Source organism: Novosphingobium sp. MBES04, assembly GCF_000813185.1.
Taxonomy (GTDB): Bacteria; Pseudomonadota; Alphaproteobacteria; order Sphingomonadales; family Sphingomonadaceae; genus Novosphingobium; species Novosphingobium decolorationis.
The window spans coordinates 2,747,900-2,765,430 of the sequence record NZ_DF850488.1 but is presented as its reverse complement, the minus strand read 5'-3'; the positions used below and the strand labels follow the sequence as shown (position 1 = coordinate 2,765,430).

Annotated in this window: 17 protein-coding genes and 1 pseudogene; 14 read left to right on the top strand and 4 right to left on the bottom strand. The window is 64.3% G+C overall.

The genetic code is table 11. The annotated features are described in order from the left end of the window. Positions 1-287 precede the first annotated feature (287 nt). Complete coding sequence (locus tag MBENS4_RS25405; protein WP_144400906.1) at positions 288-677, bottom strand: hypothetical protein; 390 nt, start codon at positions 675-677, stop codon at positions 288-290. A gap of 47 nt (positions 678-724) precedes the next feature. On the opposite strand from MBENS4_RS25405, the gene MBENS4_RS12305 reads away from it, so the two are divergent. Next, positions 725-1,657, top strand: coding sequence for an IS5-like element ISNov2 family transposase (locus tag MBENS4_RS12305; RefSeq protein WP_039391064.1), 933 nt, complete (start codon positions 725-727; stop codon positions 1,655-1,657). Positions 1,658-1,937: 280 nt separating this feature from the next. Here MBENS4_RS12305 and desA read toward each other — a convergent pair. After that, positions 1,938-3,346, bottom strand: a pseudogene (gene desA, locus MBENS4_RS12300) (syringate O-demethylase). Between the two features lie 53 nt (positions 3,347-3,399). Then, a complete protein-coding gene (locus tag MBENS4_RS12295) occupies positions 3,400-4,158 on the bottom strand; it encodes an alpha/beta fold hydrolase (protein ID WP_039391063.1) in 759 nt (252 codons plus the stop codon). A 75-nt stretch (positions 4,159-4,233) separates the two neighbouring features. Between MBENS4_RS12295 and MBENS4_RS12290 the strand changes: the two genes are divergently transcribed. The 6 genes from MBENS4_RS12290 to MBENS4_RS12265 all read left to right on the top strand — a co-directional run bounded on the left by MBENS4_RS12290 (position 4,234) and on the right by MBENS4_RS12265 (position 8,640). Beyond that, complete coding sequence (locus MBENS4_RS12290) at positions 4,234-5,103, top strand: methylenetetrahydrofolate reductase (RefSeq protein WP_039391062.1); 870 nt, start codon at positions 4,234-4,236, stop codon at positions 5,101-5,103. Positions 5,104-5,211: 108 nt separating this feature from the next. After that, on the top strand, positions 5,212-6,069 hold the full coding sequence (gene purU / locus MBENS4_RS12285) for a formyltetrahydrofolate deformylase (RefSeq protein ID WP_039391061.1): 858 nt from the start codon (positions 5,212-5,214) through the stop codon (positions 6,067-6,069). Positions 6,070-6,073: 4 nt separating this feature from the next. After that, on the top strand, positions 6,074-6,943 hold the full coding sequence (locus tag MBENS4_RS12280) for a bifunctional 5,10-methylenetetrahydrofolate dehydrogenase/5,10-methenyltetrahydrofolate cyclohydrolase (protein WP_039391060.1): 870 nt from the start codon (positions 6,074-6,076) through the stop codon (positions 6,941-6,943). After that, positions 6,940-7,365: a dihydroneopterin aldolase gene (locus MBENS4_RS12275; protein WP_052322237.1), complete on the top strand. Its 426-nt coding sequence runs from the start codon at positions 6,940-6,942 to the stop codon at positions 7,363-7,365. Before MBENS4_RS12280 ends, MBENS4_RS12275 begins: the two co-directional genes overlap by 4 nt. Further along, a complete protein-coding gene (gene ligA / locus MBENS4_RS12270; RefSeq protein ID WP_039391059.1) occupies positions 7,362-7,772 on the top strand; it encodes a protocatechuate 4,5-dioxygenase subunit alpha in 411 nt (136 codons plus the stop codon). The genes MBENS4_RS12275 and ligA overlap by 4 nt, the downstream gene beginning before the upstream one ends. Positions 7,773-7,794: 22 nt before the next feature. Beyond that, a complete protein-coding gene (locus tag MBENS4_RS12265) occupies positions 7,795-8,640 on the top strand; it encodes a class III extradiol dioxygenase subunit beta (protein ID WP_039391058.1) in 846 nt (281 codons plus the stop codon). A gap of 111 nt (positions 8,641-8,751) precedes the next feature. Here MBENS4_RS12265 and MBENS4_RS12260 read toward each other — a convergent pair whose 3' ends face one another. Beyond that, positions 8,752-10,065, bottom strand: coding sequence for an MFS transporter (locus tag MBENS4_RS12260; protein WP_039391057.1), 1,314 nt, complete (start codon positions 10,063-10,065; stop codon positions 8,752-8,754). Positions 10,066-10,255: 190 nt separating this feature from the next. Here MBENS4_RS12260 and cyoA point away from each other — a divergent pair, with 190 nt between their 5' ends. The 7 genes from cyoA to MBENS4_RS12225 are packed head-to-tail and all read left to right on the top strand — an operon-like array spanning position 10,256 to position 17,191. Continuing rightward, entirely contained in the window at positions 10,256-11,521 is a 1,266-nt protein-coding gene (gene cyoA, locus MBENS4_RS12255; protein ID WP_039391055.1) for a ubiquinol oxidase subunit II, read from the top strand. Between the two features lie 4 nt (positions 11,522-11,525). Continuing rightward, on the top strand, positions 11,526-13,535 hold the full coding sequence (gene cyoB, locus MBENS4_RS12250; RefSeq protein WP_052322236.1) for a cytochrome o ubiquinol oxidase subunit I: 2,010 nt from the start codon (positions 11,526-11,528) through the stop codon (positions 13,533-13,535). Between the two features lie 27 nt (positions 13,536-13,562). Then, complete coding sequence (gene cyoC, locus MBENS4_RS12245) at positions 13,563-14,198, top strand: cytochrome o ubiquinol oxidase subunit III (protein WP_052322373.1); 636 nt, start codon at positions 13,563-13,565, stop codon at positions 14,196-14,198. Then, complete coding sequence (gene cyoD / locus MBENS4_RS12240; protein ID WP_039391053.1) at positions 14,198-14,578, top strand: cytochrome o ubiquinol oxidase subunit IV; 381 nt, start codon at positions 14,198-14,200, stop codon at positions 14,576-14,578. The genes cyoC and cyoD overlap by 1 nt, the downstream gene beginning before the upstream one ends. A 17-nt stretch (positions 14,579-14,595) precedes the next feature. Further along, on the top strand, positions 14,596-15,333 hold the full coding sequence (locus MBENS4_RS12235) for an SURF1 family protein (RefSeq protein ID WP_084592064.1): 738 nt from the start codon (positions 14,596-14,598) through the stop codon (positions 15,331-15,333). Next, the gene (locus MBENS4_RS12230) at positions 15,303-16,628 is read left to right on the top strand and encodes an ATP-binding protein (RefSeq protein ID WP_422394378.1); all 1,326 of its coding nucleotides are present in this window, start codon (positions 15,303-15,305) and stop codon (positions 16,626-16,628) included. Before MBENS4_RS12235 ends, MBENS4_RS12230 begins: the two co-directional genes overlap by 31 nt. After that, on the top strand, positions 16,625-17,191 hold the full coding sequence (locus MBENS4_RS12225; RefSeq protein WP_052322235.1) for a response regulator transcription factor: 567 nt from the start codon (positions 16,625-16,627) through the stop codon (positions 17,189-17,191). The genes MBENS4_RS12230 and MBENS4_RS12225 overlap by 4 nt, the downstream gene beginning before the upstream one ends. The last annotated feature ends 340 nt before the right edge of the window (positions 17,192-17,531 follow it).

Genomic DNA, 17,531 nt, shown 5'->3' with positions numbered 1-17,531 from the left:
AGATTCCGAGAGCCATCGCCCTCGGGCTCCCGGAACTGTCTGGCTCACTTTTCGCGTGGGGCCTCAGATGCAGAGCGTGAGGGCACTTGCCCTTGGATCAAGGAATATTGCTCCCTTGAGCAATTACCTTCATCCGGCCCAAGCGAGTTGCGCAACGCTCACCTCTGTCTCTCTGAGCAGCATGGCCAATGACAAGCGTCCGGTTCCGACCCCTTATGGATATTCAGGTTCGACCGGCTCAATATCTGACATGGCGGAGAAAGCAGACGTCAAGCCTGGCGCATTGATCACAACATGCCGACAATGACGACACGGCTGCCCCCTTCACTTGGGATGAAACCTACGAGAGTGTCGGTTACCGCAGAGGGCCAGAAAAGAAAGACTTCCTCACCGTTTCGAGACTTACGCGTTTCATGATATTTCAATTCGCCGACCAATTCTGGATGCCGCAGATTAAGGCAATCGAAATTAAATCGACTGCTATCAACCCGTTCCTGCGTCTCGTGGCTTGTAGAAGTCTTAATAGGGAAGCGGTCTTCTAACTCGGCAAACCAGATATTTTCAGATACGAACGAATCGCAATGCGTTGGCTGGCTTGAACAGCCAGTAAGAAGAACCGCAAACATCATAACTTGAAACTTGTGGCATTGACCCATTGAAAAGGCTTTGTTGCGCAAATGCCCAAGGGATTCCGTTGGTGAATCCAGTTGGTTAGGAGGCGGCGATGAGCAGACCGCCCCGCGCCCGTTACCGCACGACGAATTGGAAGTCCTACAACGCAGCGCTGGCGCAGAGAGGTTCGCTTCAGGTCTGGTTTGACCCCGAGATGGAGTGGCTATCCACTCCGACCGGCAAGCGCGGGCGTCAGCCGGTGTTCTCGGATGTCGCGATCCAGGCCTGCCTGACGCTGAAGGGCGTGTTCAAGCTGCCCTTGCGCCAGACCACCGGCATGGTCGCCAGCCTTCTCGAGATGGCCGGGCTCGATTGGCCGGTGCCGGATTTCAGCACGCTGAGCCGAAGGCAGAAGACCCTGCTTGTCGAGATCCCCTGCCAGCCCAGTTCCGGACCGTTGCACCTGCTGATTGACAGCACGGGCATCAAGGCCGTTGGAGACGGGGAATGGTGCAGGCGCAAACATGGCCCGTCCAAACGTCGCCAGTGGCGAAAGGTTCACCTGGGTGTGGACCTCGGATCGTTGGATATCCGCGCTATCGAAGTGACGGGAAGCCGGGTTGGCGATGCCCCCATGCTGCCCGAACTGCTGGACCAGATCCCATACGATCAAGCTATCGCGAGCGTCAGCGCCGATGGCGCTTTTGACACCAGGGCCTGTCACGAAGCCATTGCCGCACGCGATGCCTGTGCGATCATCCCTGCCCGCAGTAATGCGCAAGCCTGGCCGGAGAGTACGCCGGGCGTCGCGGCCCGCAACGAAATCGTTCGCTCAAGTCAGCGGTTTGGCAGGACAATCTGGAAACGATGGAGCGGCTATCACCAGCGCAGCTTGGTCGAAACCAAAATGCATTGCTTCAAACTCCTGGGCGAACGCATCATGGCACGCGACTTCGATCGCCAGGTCGCCGAAATGCAAATCCGCGCCGCCATCCTCAACCGCTTCACCGCACTCGGAAGGCCCCAAACTCAGCGTGTCGGGTGATCGATGCCTTCAAAGGCTAACTGCTGCCTTGGATCTATTTATGCAACAAAGCCCATTGAAAACACCATTTCCCATATCCGGCCGAGTTTCATTCGCCCCGCAATTCGTCGTTAGCTGACATTGGGCAATGAAAATGGCAATGCCCGCAGCACCCTAAGCAGATGGCCCACGTAGCGACAAATTTTACCCCACCCCCTCAGCGCAGCGTCACGAAAAAGGGGCCACCGGTGTCCCGGCAGCCCCTCCTCTCTCACTCGCGTCAGAGTGTTCGGGTGTTCGTTCAGGCCTTGGCCTTCGTGCGCCAGCCGTCGGCGTAGTTGTCGCGGGCGACTTCCGAATAGGGAACCGACGCGACGACCGCCTTGATCTGGGTCTGCTCGTGCGGCTCGACGGTGGGCTTGCGGGTGCCGCCATCGGGCTCGCCCCAGACCAGCGTCACTTCGGTGCCCGGCTCGGCGATGCTTTCATCGACCATGGCGAGCGAGAGGAAGCGGCCCTCGTTCTGGGTGTAACCGATCCAGGTCGAGATACCGGCCATCTTGCCGTCGGCGTCGAGCACCATGTCGTAGGGGTGCATCGCGTAGACCGCGCTCGGGTAGTCCATGTACTTGGCGCGCGGCGCGCCCTTGGTCAGCATCGAGGACTGGACGCGCATCACGTCTTCGTTGTCGAGCGCGAGCGTGACCTTCTTGCGCTTGGGCTGGTCGACCATCTTCTCGAGCGCTTCGCGGCCGATGAAGTCATGGTCGAACTTGACCATGATGCCATAGCCCAGCTCCCACGGGTTGAGGTAGTAGTCCTCGATGTTGTCCGAGACGAACGAACCGCCCAGCGAGGTCATGCCCTCATAGCACTTGGCGCCGGCCCATTCGCGGAAGCCCTTGGAGCCTTCGCCGGTGTAGAGCGCGGGCAGCGGCGAGGGAATCCAGCCCGATTCCAGAGTGTTCGAGCTGTAGGTACGGCCGCCCGAGGGACGGATGCCGAATTCCTCACCCGCCGCCAGGAGCGCGGTGCGGACCTTGTCGTAGTCCTTCCAGGGGCCGAACAGTTCGTAGCCCGGCTGACCGGCCATGCCGTGGCGCAGCGCGCGCACTTCGACGCCGTCGATCATGACCGGCGCCATGTGGAAGAACTTGAGGTCGGGCGGGGTCTGGCCCATCGCCTTTTCCAGCGTCTTCATGGCGTTGGGGCCCTGGAGCTGGAAGCGGTAGTTGCGGCGGTAGCCTGCTGGTCGGCCGGACGCGCGGCGGTGCGCTCGTCACGCTCGACCTTGACGTTCCACTTGCCGGTCTGGGCCCAGTACTCGACCCACTCGATGGTCGGCGCGCGGCCGACGAGCTCGAAGGTCTCTTCCTCGAGGTAGAACAGGATGACGTCGCCGATGACGTAGCCTTCGGGGGTAACCGGCGCGAACTGCTTGGCGCGGTTCGGCTTGAAGCCCTTGAAGCTGTTGGGCGCGAGGTACGAAAGCATCTCGAAGGCGTCGGGGCCGGTGACCAGAAGGTCCACCATGTGGAAGCTCTGGTTGAAGAGCACGGCCGTCTCGGCCCATGCGCGCTGTTCGTCGCGCCAGTTCGAGTATTCGCCCGGAACGCCCGGATAGACGTTGGGACCAGTCTGCTGGTTACGCAGGAACTCGACGATATCTCCCTTTTCGTCGAGCAGCTGCTGAAGGGTTTGTCCGGTCATGTCAGCTATGCCTTTCAGGTTGGTTGGTTATTGTTTGGGTTCGGGTGTGAACTTCAGGCGGCGGACGGCGCGTCGACGCTGGCCTTGAGCCAGCGGCGCAGCGCCGCGTTGAAAGCCTCGGGCGCCTCGGCCGGAGCCATGTGGCCGGCCTTGGGGATCACCGTCAGCGGGCACGGATCGGCCCAGTGGGGCGCGATGGTATCGGCAATGTCCTGGTGCTGCGACGGCGGCGCCCAGGCATCGTCCTCGCCCACCATCAGCGCGACGGGGCAGGTAAGCGAAGTCAGCACGTCCTCGACATCCGGACGGTGGAGGAGCGCCTCGATTTGCGCTTCAAAGATCTCCTGCCCGGCGCGCAGGCACATCGTGCGCAACGCCTGGTAGAGATCGGCGTCCTCGCGGCGCTCAGGCCCGATCATCGGGGGAAGCCAGGCGTCGACGAGCGCGCCGAAGCCTTGCGTGCGGCCGATATCGCGCAGCGCGTGGCGCTTGGCGGGCTCACCTTCGCGCACGGGATGGATGCCCGTGTCGGCCAGCGCCAGGCGTACGACGCGCGTGGGCGCCATACGGCAGACCTCGAGCGCGACGCGCGCGCCCATGGAATGGCCAAACAGCGATACGCGCGGAGGAATACGGTCGAGCACGTAATCGGCCATGGCTTCCAGGCTGCTGGCCCCGCCATAAAAACCATCGATTACCATCGCTTCGGGAAACGCGTCGAGCTGCGCGCCGAACATCCCCGAGTCGCACAACAGACCCGGCAGAATCACGAGCGCTTCGGCGCCCTCCTCTTCCCATTTTTTCGTATCCATGAATTTTCATCTATACGAAGCGAGCGCGCTGCGCTAGAGGGTAATGCAACAAGACTGAGAAGGGAGAGAGAATCGGTGAGCACTCCGATCATCCATCCGAACTGGGCGCGTCCGGCCATCAACATGGTGGAAGGCTACTCGCTTGAAATGACCGCCAAGGACATCGAGTCGCTGCGCGAAGCCGCTCCCGGCATTGCGCCCGAGACCCCGATTGCCGTGACCTTCCTGCCCGGTGAAGCCTTCGAGGCCCGCATTGCGGCGGCCCGCCTCGTGCGCGAGCTCGGCTTCGAACCGATGCCGCACTTCTCGGCGCGCCGGATCGTCTCCGAAGACGAATTCCGCGAGTACCTGAAGGCGGTGACCAAGGAAGCGGGCGTAAAGCGCTGCTTCGTCATCGCAGGCGACCCCTCAGAGCCCGAAGGCCCCTTCGCGGACAGCTCCGCGCTGATCGCGACCGGCGCCTTCGAAGATGCCGGGATCACCGCGATCGGCATCGGCGGCCACCCCGAAGGCCACCCCAACATGTCGGACGAGGAATGCTGGAGCGTGCTCCAGACCAAGTGCGACGAGATCGAGAAGCGCGGCATGGCCCCGCTGATCGTCACCCAGTTCGCCTTCGACGCGGGCGCTGTCCTGTCCTGGCTCGCCGAACTGCGCAAGCGCGGCCTCTCCGCGCCGGTGCGCCTGGGCATTCCGGGGCCTGCCGGCATCAAGACCCTGATGCGCTTTGCCGCGCGCTGCGGCGTAGGCGCTTCGGCCTCGGTGCTGACCAAGTACGGCATCTCGATCACCAAGCTGATCGGCACCGCGGGCCCGGACAAGCTGGTCGACCAGATCGAGAAGGGCCTGACCGAAGAACACGGCGCGGTGCGCCTGCACTTCTACCCCTTCGGCGGCCTCACCAAGACGGTGGGCTGGATCAACGACTACGCCAAGTCCCACTGATTTTCCGCCCGTCCCCCGCAGCGCGCGGGGACGGGTATCCGCGTGCCGCCCGACCAGCGCTGGCGCGCCAAGCAGAACAACAATATCTCTAGAGAGGAGTCCCACCCCGTGAGCACGACCTATTCGTTGCGCCTGCAGTGCCAGGACAAGGCCGGCATCGTGGCCGCCGTTTCGGTATTCCTGGCCGAACGCGGCGGCAATATCGTCGACGCGCAGCAGTTCCATGACCAGCTTTCGGGCCGGTTCTTCATGCGCATCGAATTCATTCCTGGCGAAGACCAGACCGTCGAGGGCCTGACCAAGGGCTTTGCCGAGAAGGTCGCGACCGAGGACATGGAGTGGGGCCTTCGCGACAACGCGGTGCCCAAGAAGGTGCTGCTGATGGTCTCCAAGTGGGACCACTGCCTGGGTGACCTTCTCTACCGCAACCGCATCGGCGAACTGGGCATGGACGTGGTCGGCATTGTCTCCAACCACCCCAAGGAAGTGCTCCACACCTCGCTGATGAACGGCCTGCCCTACCACCACCTGCCGATCACCAAGGACACCAAGCCCCAGCAGGAAGCGCAGATCAAGCAGGTCGTGAACGAGACCGGCGCCGAACTAATCGTGCTCGCGCGCTACATGCAGATCCTCTCGGACGATCTTGCCGCATTCCTTTCGGGCCGCTGCATCAACATCCACCACTCGTTCCTGCCCGGCTTCAAGGGCGCCAAGCCTTACCACCAGGCCTTCGACCGGGGCGTCAAGATGATCGGTGCGACCGCGCACTACGTCACCGCCGACCTCGACGAAGGCCCGATCATCCACCAGGACGTGGAGCGCGTGACCCACGCCGACATGCCCGAGGAACTGGTCCGCAAGGGCCGCGACATCGAGCGCCGCGTGCTGGCTGAAGCCGTGCGCCTGCATCTGGATGACCGCGTCTTCATGAACGGGGCCCGCACCGTCGTCTTCAAGGACTGACGCGATGGCGGAGCGTATCGACGGCAAGGCCATGGCCCGGGCCATGCTCGCCGAGACCAAGGCCGCCGTGGCCGACCTCGAGGCGCGGGGGATCTCCCCCGCCCTCGCCGTCGTCCTCGTCGGCGCGGACCCGGCCAGCGAAGTCTATGTCGGGCGCAAGGTGCGCGAGTGCGAGAAGGCGGGCATCCGCTCGATCGAACACCGCCTTGCCGCCGACACCGACGAGGACGCGCTGATCGCGCTCATCGACGAGATGAACGTGGACGGCGCCATTCACGGCATCCTCATCCAGCTGCCGCTGCCCGCCCACATCAACGCCAGCCGGGTCCTTGACCGGATCACGCCGGGCAAGGACGTCGACGGCTTCCACCCGGTCAATGTCGGGCGCCTCTCGACCGGTACCGGCGGCCTTGTCCCCTGCACGCCGCTGGGCATCATGAAGCTGCTCGACTCGGTGATCGAGGACTACCGCGGCCTCGATGCCGTGGTGATCGGCAAATCGAACATCGTGGGCAAGCCCGTGGCGATGCTCCTTCTTGAGCGCGAGGCGACGGTCACCGTTACCCACATCGAGACCAAGGGCCTGCCCGACATCGCCCGCAAGGCCGACATCATCGTCGCCGCTGCAGGTGCCCCCCACCTCGTTCGCGGTTACTGGGTCAAGGAAGGCGCGGTCGTCATCGATGTTGGCATCACCCGCGTCACCGACCACGATGGCCATACGAAGATCGTGGGCGACTGCGCCACGCACGAGCTGGAGCACGCCCGCGCGGTGACCCCCGTGCCCGGAGGCGTGGGCCCCATGACCATCGCCTGCCTCCTTGCCAACACGGTGAGCGCGGCGCGCGCCACTCTCGAAAGCGAACCGGCATGAACCAGATTGCACCGCAAGGCTTTACCGGCGTCACCACTCATGCGCTCACCACCGTCAGGGTGCGCGACCTGGAGCTTCTGGCCGACATAGGCATCAACCCCGACGAGGTGGGCCGGCGCCAGCCCCTCGTCCTCACCGTCGAGCTGGAGCTGACCGGCACGGGCATCATCGCGATCGACGAGACCGTCGACTACCGCCGCGTGGTGGCCGCCGCCGAAGCGCTCGCGCTCGTCCACATTCCGCTGATCGAGACCTTCGGCCAGCGCCTTGCCGAGGAATGCCTGGGCTGGCCCTGCGTCCAGCAGGCGCGCGTCAGCATCGACAAGCCCTTTGCCCTCACCCGCGGCATGGCGGGCGTCGAGGTCATCATGACAAGACCGGTCCGCTTCCCCGGGCCCAATGGAGAGGAGACCCGCCCATGACCCGCGTCACCGACGTCGCGTCCTACCTGGCCGAATTCGACGACATTCCCGGCACCCGCGTGTTCATCGCGAAGCGCGCGCGCGCCGGATACCACCTCAACCAGTTCGCGATGAGCCTGATGAAGCCGGAGAACCGCGAACGCTTCAAGGCCGACGAGCGTGCCTATCTGGATGAGTGGCCGATGAGCGAGGAGCAGAAGGAAGCCCTGCTCGCGCGCGACTACAACCGCCTGCTCGATCTTGGCGGCAACGTCTACTTTCTCGCCAAGGTCTTCTCGACCGACGGCCTCTCCTTCGTCCAGGCGGTCTCCACCATGACCGGCATGAGCGTCGAGGAGTACCAGGCGATGATGGTGGCGGGCGGCCGCTCGCCCGAAGGCGCGCGCTCGATCAAAGACAAGACCTGAAGTTTCCAAAGGAGAAATCCCGATGGCCCGCATCACCGCCGGAATCGGCTGCAGCCACGTCCCCGTCCTGGGCTTTGCCCATGACCACAAGAAGACCCAGGAACCGATCTTCAAGCCCGCCTTCGACGGGTTCGACTGGACCCGCAAATGGATCAAGGACGAGGCCAAGCCCGACGTCGTGATCCTCGTCTACAACGACCACGCCAGCTTCTTCGACATGAAGATCATCCCGACCTTCGCGATCGGCTGCGGCGAGCGTTTCGGGATCTGCGACGAAGGCTTCGGCCCCCGCCCCGTGCCCGATGTCGAAGGCAGCCCGGACCTAGCCTGGCACATCGCCCAGAGCCTGATCCTCGACGAATTCGACATGACCATCGTCAACGAGATGGACGTCGACCATGGCCTGACCGTTCCGCTCACCATGATGTACGGCGATGTGCCGGAATGGCCGGTCAAGGTGATCCCGCTCGCGGTCAACGTCGTGACCTACCCGCCGCCGTCGGGCAATCGCTGCTGGGCGCTGGGAGAGGCCATCGCGCGCGCCGTCGCCAGCTTCCCCGAAGACCTCAACGTGCAGGTCTGGGGCACGGGCGGCATGAGCCACCAGTTGCAGGGTCCGCGCGCGGGCCTGATCAACGCCGAGTGGGACAACCGTTTCCTCGACAAGCTCACCGGCGACACCGACGAACTGCGCATGATCGAGCACGTCGAGTACCTGCGCGAAACCGGCTCGGAAGGCATCGAGATGGTCATGTGGCTGATCATGCGCGGCGCGCTCGGCAAGGCGACCAAGGCGCTCCACCGCCACTACCACGTACCGGTCTCCAACACCGCGCTGGGGCACATCGTGCTTGAGCCGACCGGCTGACGAAGCCCTCTCCCGACACACGAAAAGGCCCGGTTACGCAGGTAGCGTAACCGGGCCTTTTTCATGCCTGCTCGTAAGGCGCCCTCCCCCGGAAGGGAGGCCAGGACACTCTTAGCGGCGGCTGGCGAGGCTGCGGTTGAACCACAGCGCGAGCAGCGTCGCGACCGCACCCGAGAAGAGGTAGGCGCCCGAAGCCATGAGGCCGAAGTTGGCCGAGAGCAACAGCGCGACGAGCGGCGCGAAACCGGCACCGAAGAGCCAGGCAAGGTCGCTGGTCAGCGCCGAGCCGGTGTAGCGGTACTCGGTCGGGAATTCGGAGGAGACAACGCCCGAGGACTGGCCGAAGGCGAGGCCCAGGATGATGAAGCCGATGACCATGAACAGGATCTCGCCCATGGCGCCGCCATCGAGGAGGAGCGGCGCGAAGCCCGAGAACACGGCAATGGCGACCGCGCACGAGCCGAGCAGCGTGCGGCGGCCGAACTTGTCGGCAAGGTAGCCCGAGGCGAGCACGGCGACGACGCCGAAGGCCGCGGCCATCGCTTCGATCAGGAGGAAGCTGACCGGCGTGTCCGAGGTAAACAGGAACACCCACGAAAGCGGGAAGACGGTGACCATGTGGAACAGCGCGAAGCTGGCGAGCGGGGCGAAAGCACCCAGAACGATGGTCTTGCCGGCCTTGCTCAGGGTCGAGCCGATGCTGGTGGCCTGCAGGTCACGGGTGTCGAACAGGTGCTGGAATTCTTCGGTTACCACGATGCGCAGACGCGCGAAGAGCGCGACGACGTTGATCGCGAAGGCCACAAAGAACGGGAAGCGCCAGCCGAAGGCGAGGAAGTCCTCGGCCGGAAGCGCGGTCACCATGTAGGCGAACAGCAGGCTGGCGACCATCAGGCCGAAGGGCGCGCCAAGCTGCGGGATCATGGCGTACCAGCCACGCTTTTCCTCAGGCGCGTTGAGCGCGAGGAGCGAGGCAAGACCGTCCCAGGTGCCGCCGAGCGCGAAGCCCTGGCCCAGACGCAGCAGCGCCAGCGCCCAGATCGTGCTCGCCCCGACCGTCTCGTAGGCAGGCAGGAACGCGATCGCCGCGGTCGATCCGCCCAAGAGGAACAGCGCGATGGTGAGCTTGGTGCCGCGGCCGTAGGCGCGGTCGATGGCCATGAAGAAGACCGAACCGAAGGGGCGGGCGACGAAGGCCAGCGCGAAGATCGCGAACGAGTAGATCGTGCCCGTCAGCGCATCCACGAAGGGAAAGAACAGCGAAGGGAACACGAGCACCGAGGCGATGCCGTAGACGAAGAAGTCGAAGAACTCCGAGGTACGCCCGATGATCACGCCGATCGCGATCTCGCCGGGCGAGGGTTCGTGGTGCCCCTTCAAGGCTGGGAGCCCCAGGGCTTCGCGGGTCGGACTAAGTGTGCTCATTGCAATACTGCGGCCTTCATCTGTCATGACTGGTTGGGCCCTATCGGACCGGCAGGCACGAATCATTTTTCAGGCGCCACGCGGAGCGCCCGGATCGATACCTGTGGCCCTATCGTCATTGATACGCATCAAGTGGATTGGACAAAATGTCCTATGTTCGCTCTCGCAGCATAGTCCTAGGCGCAGCGCCATGCGCTCTCCAGAGTCCCGAACGATGCCGCGCCGTCCTGTAGCGCCGCCCCGAGCCCCAGTCACCCGCATCGCCGCCGCACTGGCGCTGACGGGTGCCCTTTCCGCCTGCAACACCGTCGTGCTCAAGCCGGCGGGTGACGTTGCGCAGCAGCAGGGGGACCTCGTCGTCATATCGACCCTCCTGATGCTGCTCATCATCGTCCCCGTCATTGGACTGACGCTGTTCTTCGCGTTCAAGTACCGCGCGTCGAACAAGGAGGCGAACTACCAGCCGGACTGGGATCACTCGACCCAGCTCGAACTGGTCATCTGGGCCGCACCGCTGCTCATCATCATCTGCCTGGGCGCCCTGACCTGGGTGAGCACGCACCTTCTCGATCCCTATCGCACCATCGGGCGAATCGATCCCGAAACCCCGATCAGCGCGCAAGCTGAACCGCTCGAGGTCGACGTCGTCGCGCTCGACTGGAAGTGGCTGTTCATCTACCCCGAGCAGGGCGTGGCGACGGTCAACGAACTGGTCGTTCCCACCAACCGCCCGCTGCACTTCCGCATTACCGCGTCGAGCGTGATGAACTCGTTCTACGTGCCCGCGATGGCCGGCCAGATCTATGCCATGCCCGGCATGGAGACCCGCCTCAACGCGGTCATGAACCGTACCGGTGACGATTTCATCGGCTTCTCCGCCAACTACTCGGGCGCAGGCTTCTCGGGGATGCGCTTCCCGGTCCGTTCGGTCGACGATGCCGGCTTCGCCGCATGGGTCGCGGACGTGAAGGACGGCGGCGAGAAGGCGGCCGGCACGCTGGATGCGCCCAAGTACCTCGACCTTGAAAAGCCCAGCGAGAACGTTCCCGCGATGCACTTCGCGAACGTCGACGCCAAGCTCTACGGCCGCATCGTCGACATGTGCGTCGAGCCCGGCAAGATGTGCATGAGCGAGATGATGGCGATCGACGCGCGTGGTGGTCTGGGCAAGGCCGGCATCCACAACGTCGAGATGCTGACCTACGACAAGCACGGCCGCGAGGCCGCCCTCGATGCGACCCGCAACCCCGACGCCGCGCTCACCCGCGAGCTGGCCTGGGTGCGCGCCCTGTGCGAGCAGGAAGCCGGAGCCGTCATCGACAACACCGTTGTGGCGCCCGCGGACAAGAACTCGCTGACCGGGTTCGGCCTCTCGGCCCCGCAGTCGCTCTCGCTGGCTGGCCAGAACGACTCCCAGAGCACGCCGGCTCGCCCCTCCAAGACTTCCCGGAACTAAGACCATGGCAATCGAAGCCGTAGATCATTCGCACTGGAGCCCGCTATTGGGCCGCCTGTGGTGGGACGCGATCCCACCCGACCCGATCGTGTGGGCCACTTTCGCCGGCGTGATGCTGGGCGGTATCGCCCTCGTCGCCGCCCTCACCTACTTCAAGGTCTGGGGCTATCTCTGGAAGGAGTGGTTCACCAGCGTGGACCACAAGAAGATCGGCATCATGTACATGGTGCTGGGCCTTGTCATGTTCATCCGCGGCTTTGCCGACGCGATCATGATGCGCCTCCAGCAGGCGCTCGCCTTCGGGGGCAGCGAGGGCTACCTCAACGCCCACCACTTCGACCAGGTCTTCACCGCCCACGGCGTGATCATGATCTTCTTTGCGGCCATGCCGTTCGTGACCGGTTTCATGAACTACGTGGTTCCGCTCCAGATCGGTGCCCGCGACGTCAGCTTCCCGTTCCTGAACAACTTCAGCTTCTGGATGACGACTTCGGGCGCGGTCCTGATCATGGCCTCGCTGTTCATCGGTGAGTTCGGGCAGACCGGCTGGCTGGCCTATCCCCCGCTTTCGGGCATTGCCTATAGTCCCTACGTGGGTGTCGACTACTGGATCTGGTCGCTCCAGATCGCCGGTGTCGGTACGCTGCTCTCGGGCGTCAACCTGATCTGCACCATCGTCAAGATGCGCGCACCGGGCATGAACATGATGAAGATGCCGATCTTCACCTGGACCGCCCTTTGCACCAACATCCTGATCGTGGCGGCCTTCCCGGTCCTGACCGCGGTGCTGACCATGCTGTCGATGGACCGCTACCTGGGCTTCAACTTCTTCACCAACGACCTTGGCGGCAGCGCCATGATGTACGTGAACCTGATCTGGATCTGGGGTCACCCCGAGGTCTACATCCTGATCCTGCCGATCTTCGGCGTGTTCTCGGAAATCACCGCCACCTTCTGCGGCAAGCGCCTCTTCGGCTACACCTCGATGGTCTACGCCACGATGGTCATCACCATCCTGTCGTACATCGTGTGGCTGCACCACTTCTTCACGATGGGTTCGGGCGCGAGCGTCAACTCGTTCTTCGGCATCACCACCATGGTGATCTCGATCCCGACCGGTGCAAAGCTGTTCAACTGGCTCTTCACCATGTACCGCGGTCGCATCCGCTTCGAACTGCCCATGATGTGGACGGTTGCCTTCATGGTCACCTTCACCATCGGCGGCATGACCGGCGTGCTGCTCGCCGTTCCCCCGGCGGACTTCGTCCTCCACAACTCGCTGTTCCTGATCGCCCACTTCCACAACGTGATCATCGGCGGCGTCGTCTTCGGTGTCTTTGCCGGCATCAACTTCTGGTGGCCCAAGGCCTTCGGCTTCAAGCTCCATGAGGGTCTCGGCAAGATCTCGTTCTGGTGCTGGGTGGTGGGCTTCTACCTTGCCTTCATGCCGCTCTACGTGCTCGGCCTCATGGGCGTTACCCGCCGCATGCGCGTGTTCGACGACCCGAGCCTGCACATCTGGTTCATCGTTGCCGCCGTCGGCGCCGCGGTGATCGCAGCGGGCATCGGCGCCTTCGTCCTCCAGGTCGCCTTCTCGATCTGGAAGCGCAAGGAACTGGCCTGCGACGGCGACCCCTGGGGCGGCCGTACGCTGGAGTGGTCGACCACCTCGCCCCCGCCGCACTACAACTTCGCGTTCACCCCGGTCGTCCACGACATCGACGCCTGGGAAGACATGAAGCGCTGCGACGTGGCCGCGCCCAAGTCGGGCTTCCTGGACATCCACATGCCCAAGAACACCGGCACCGGCATCATCCTGGGCGGGATCGCCACGGTCTTCGGCTTTGCCATGATCTGGCAGATCTGGTGGCTGGCCGCGATCACCTTCGTGGGCATGATCGGCTACTCGATCGCCCATACCTTCAACTACAACCGCGACTATTACATCCCTGCCGATGAAGTCGCGGAAACCGAAGCGGCGGCCCATGGCCAGCCCCTGCCCGCAGGAGCCTGAACCATGACCGCCACGACACGGGACACCATGACCAACTCGACCGCGACCGCGGCAAGCCCCGAAGCGCGCACCGCCGCCTTCTACGAGCTGGAGCCGCACCACCATCCCGAAGGCGCCAGCACCATGCTGGGCTTCTGGATCTACCTGATGAGCGACTGCCTCATCTTCGCGATGCTCTTCGCGGCCTACGGCGTTCTCGGCGGCAACTTTGCCGCCGGGCCCGGCCCCAAGGACCTGTTCGAGCTGCCGCTCATCGCAGTGAATACCGCGATGCTGCTGTTCTCCTCGATCACCTACGGCTTCGCGATGCTGGTGATGGAAAAGGGCAAGGTCCGCGCGACCCAGGGGTGGCTGCTGGTCACCGCCGTCTTCGGCGCGTGCTTCCTCGCCATCGAGCTCTACGAGTTCTCGCACCTGATCCATGAAGGCGCCGGCCCCTGGCGCTCGGGCTTCCTCACCGCGTTCTTCTCGCTGGTGGGCACCCACGGCCTGCACGTCACCTTCGGCCTGATCTGGCTGTTCACGCTCGTCGTGCAGCTTTCGAAGAAGGGCCTGACCCCGGCCAACCAGCGCCGTCTGCAGTGCCTCTCGCTGTTCTGGCACTTCCTCGACGTCATCTGGATCGGCGTCTTCACCTTCGTCTACCTGATGGGAATGCTGTGATGAGCGACCACTCCAACCCCCACGCGGAAGATCACCACGACGACCACGGTGCCGGCCACGGCACCATGCGCGACTACGTGATCGGCTTCCTGCTCTCGGTCATCCTCACCGCCATTCCCTTCTGGCTGGTGATGACCGACGCGATTGCCGACAAGGCGACCACCGCCATCGTCATCATGGCCTTCGCGATCGTGCAGATCGTCGTGCACATGATCTACTTCCTGCACATGAACACCAAGTCCAACAACGGCTGGACGGTCATGGCCCTGATCTTCACGATCATCATCGTGGTCATTGCCCTCTCCGGCTCGCTGTGGGTCATGCATCACCTGAACACCAACATGATGCCGATGCCCCACGACATGGGACAGTTGCCCTGACCCGGCCTGTGGCCGACATGGACACGCAGAAGGAAGCGCGGCGGCCCTGGGGGCTCGCCGCGTTTCTCCTTCTGGCCGCTGTCCTCTTCCTTGCGCTCGGCATCTGGCAGGTCCAGCGCATGCACTGGAAGCACGACCTGATCGCCCGCGTGAACGCACGTGTCACTGCCGCGCCCGTCACGCTCCCCACACCCGATGCGCTCAGCCGAATGCACACGGATTCCTACGAATACCTGCGCGTCGAGATCGCCGGGCAGTACCGTCCCGCCGCCACCGCCCTCGTGCGCGCGGCCACGGCCCTTGGCACCGGTTACTGGACGATGACCCTTCTCGAGACCGGGGAGGGTCGCAAGGTCTGGGTCAACCGGGGCTACCTGCCCTCGGGCACCGACCTTGCCACCGCCCGCGCCAGCGCGCCGGAAGGCCCCGTCCGCGTGATCGGCCTCGTGCGCCTCTCCGAACCCGACGGTAGCCTCCTGCAAGCGAACCGGCCCGCCGACGAGCGTTGGTACTCACGCGACCTGGCTGCGCTCTCGGCAGCCCGCGGGACGGGCCCGAGCGAACCGGTCTTCATCGACGTTCAAGAGGAGAAGGCTGAACGCCCTGCCACGGGCAAGGCGCCTGTTCCCGGCCTCACCGTCATCCAGTTTCCGGACAACCACCTCGGCTACGCGCTGACCTGGTTTGCGCTTTGCGCACTCTCGCTTTTCGGAATTTTCCTTGCATGGAGGCTCACAGGCCGCTCATTGGCCTGATGCACCTCATGGCCCCGCCCCCCGCGACCCGCTCGGAAAGCTGGCGCAACGTCTACCTGCTGATGCAGTTGCGCTGGATCGCGGTGATCGGCCAGCTCGTGACGATCGTGGGGGTGGCCCAGCTTTTCGCGGTGCGCCTGCCGCTCGGCCCGCTCCTGCTGGCGCCGCTGTTCCTGATCGTCCTCAACTTCACGATCGCAGGCGTCCTTGCGCGGCGCACAAGCTTCCCCCAGCCCGAGCTGTTTTCCGCGCTCCTCATCGATGTCGGCGTGCTCACCTGGCAGCTCTACCACTCGGGCGGCGCGACCAACCCCTTCACCTTCCTGTTCCTGCTGCAGATCGTCATCGGCGCGGTGATCCTGGAGAAGCAGTGGAGCTGGGCCATCGCGGCCATTGCCAGCCTCGCCGTCTTTGCCCTGACCTTCGTCTACATCCCACTCGAATTGCCCGCCGAGCATCTCGACAATCCCTTCGGCCTCTACCTCCTGGGCAGCCTGTTCTGCTTCATCCTGACCGCCGTGCTGCTCGTCGTCTTCGTGATCCGGCTCGACCGCAACCGCCGCGACAGCACCAGCGCGCTCGCCGAGCTCCAGCAGCAGGCGGCCGAGGAAGACCACATCATCCGCATGGGCCTGCTCGCCTCGGGCGCGGCACACGAACTGGGCACGCCCCTTTCGCTGCTCTCGGTCGTGCTCGGGGACTGGGCCCGCCTGCCCCGCATCGCCGACGATCCGGAGCTGAGCGAGGACCTCACCGCCATGCGCACCGAGCTCGAGCGCTGCAAGACCATCGTTGGCGGGATCCTCATGTCGGCGGGCGAGATGCGCGGCGTGAACCCGGCCGTCACCACCGTACGGGCCTTCTTCGAGGACCTCCTTGCCGAATGGGATGCCCGCCGCGAGGGCGAACTGCGCTTCCTCGACGAGATCGGCGAGGACATCGTGATCGTCGCCGATCCGGGGCTTCGCCAGGTCATCGGCAATGTCATCGACAACGCACAGGAAGTCTCGCCCGAACTCGTCGTCCTGGCGCTCGAACGTCGCGGCGAGGACATCATCGTCACCGTGACCGACCGGGGCCCCGGCTTCACGCCTGAAATGCTGGCGCGCGTGGGCCAGCCCTATTCCTCGACCAAGGGGCGTCCGGGTGGTGGCCTTGGCCTGTTCCTTGTCGTAAACGTGGTGCGCAAGCTTGGCGGACAGGTTCAGGTCGCGAACCTGGAAGCCGGCGGCGCCCGCGTGCGCCTGACCCTGCCCCTCGCCGCGCTTGCCTACACCAAGGACGACACGCCATGACCACCTTGCCCGAAGACGGGCCAGCCCCCACCGAGCCCCCCGCCCCCAGCCTGCTTATCGTCGAGGACGATCCAGCCTTCTCGCGCACGCTGGCCCGCTCGTTCGAGCGGCGCGGCTACCGCGTGGCCTGCGCGGCCAGCGCGCAGGAAGCCGCCGAGCTCGCCCGCGCGGACCACTTCGCCTACGCGGTCGTGGACCTGAAGCTGGGGACCGATTCCGGCCTCACCGTGGTGCAGGACCTGCACGAGCACGATCCCGACACCCACATCGTCGTCCTCACCGGCTTTGCCAGCATCGCCACCGCCGTCGAGGCGATCAAGCTCGGCGCCTCGCACTACCTCGCCAAGCCCAGCAATTCCGACGACATCGAGGCCGCCTTCGCCAGCAAGCAGGGCGACGCCAGCATCCCGGTCGAGGGACGCAAGACCTCGATCAAGACGCTGGAATGGGAATACATCCACCAGACCTTGGTGGAATGTGACTTCAACATCTCCGAAGCCGCCCGCCGCCTTGGCCTTCATCGCCGCACTCTTGCCCGCAAGCTGGAAAAGCGCCGGCTGTAGCGCAGGCATCGGACAAGCAAGGAAGCTGCCTCCTCCCGCGGCCCGGATTTCCACGCGAGAGAAGATCCCGGCCTGAGGTTCACCTGGCACGCCCCGATTGAAATCCCGGCCAAGACAGGAAAATGCTTCCGAGGGCCATCGCCCTCGGGCTCCCCAAATTGTCCAGCCCCCATTCTACACGCCACCTTGCCCGAGAAGTGTGGGGACGCCCATTCGGGGGCAAGGAGTGATGGCCCCTTGCAAGGTTCACTGCGTTTTCCACTATGTCCGGCGTGTGATCCACCAGCACATATACCGCCATCAGGCGACATGCCGTGGCGCGTCCCGACTGCAGCACCTT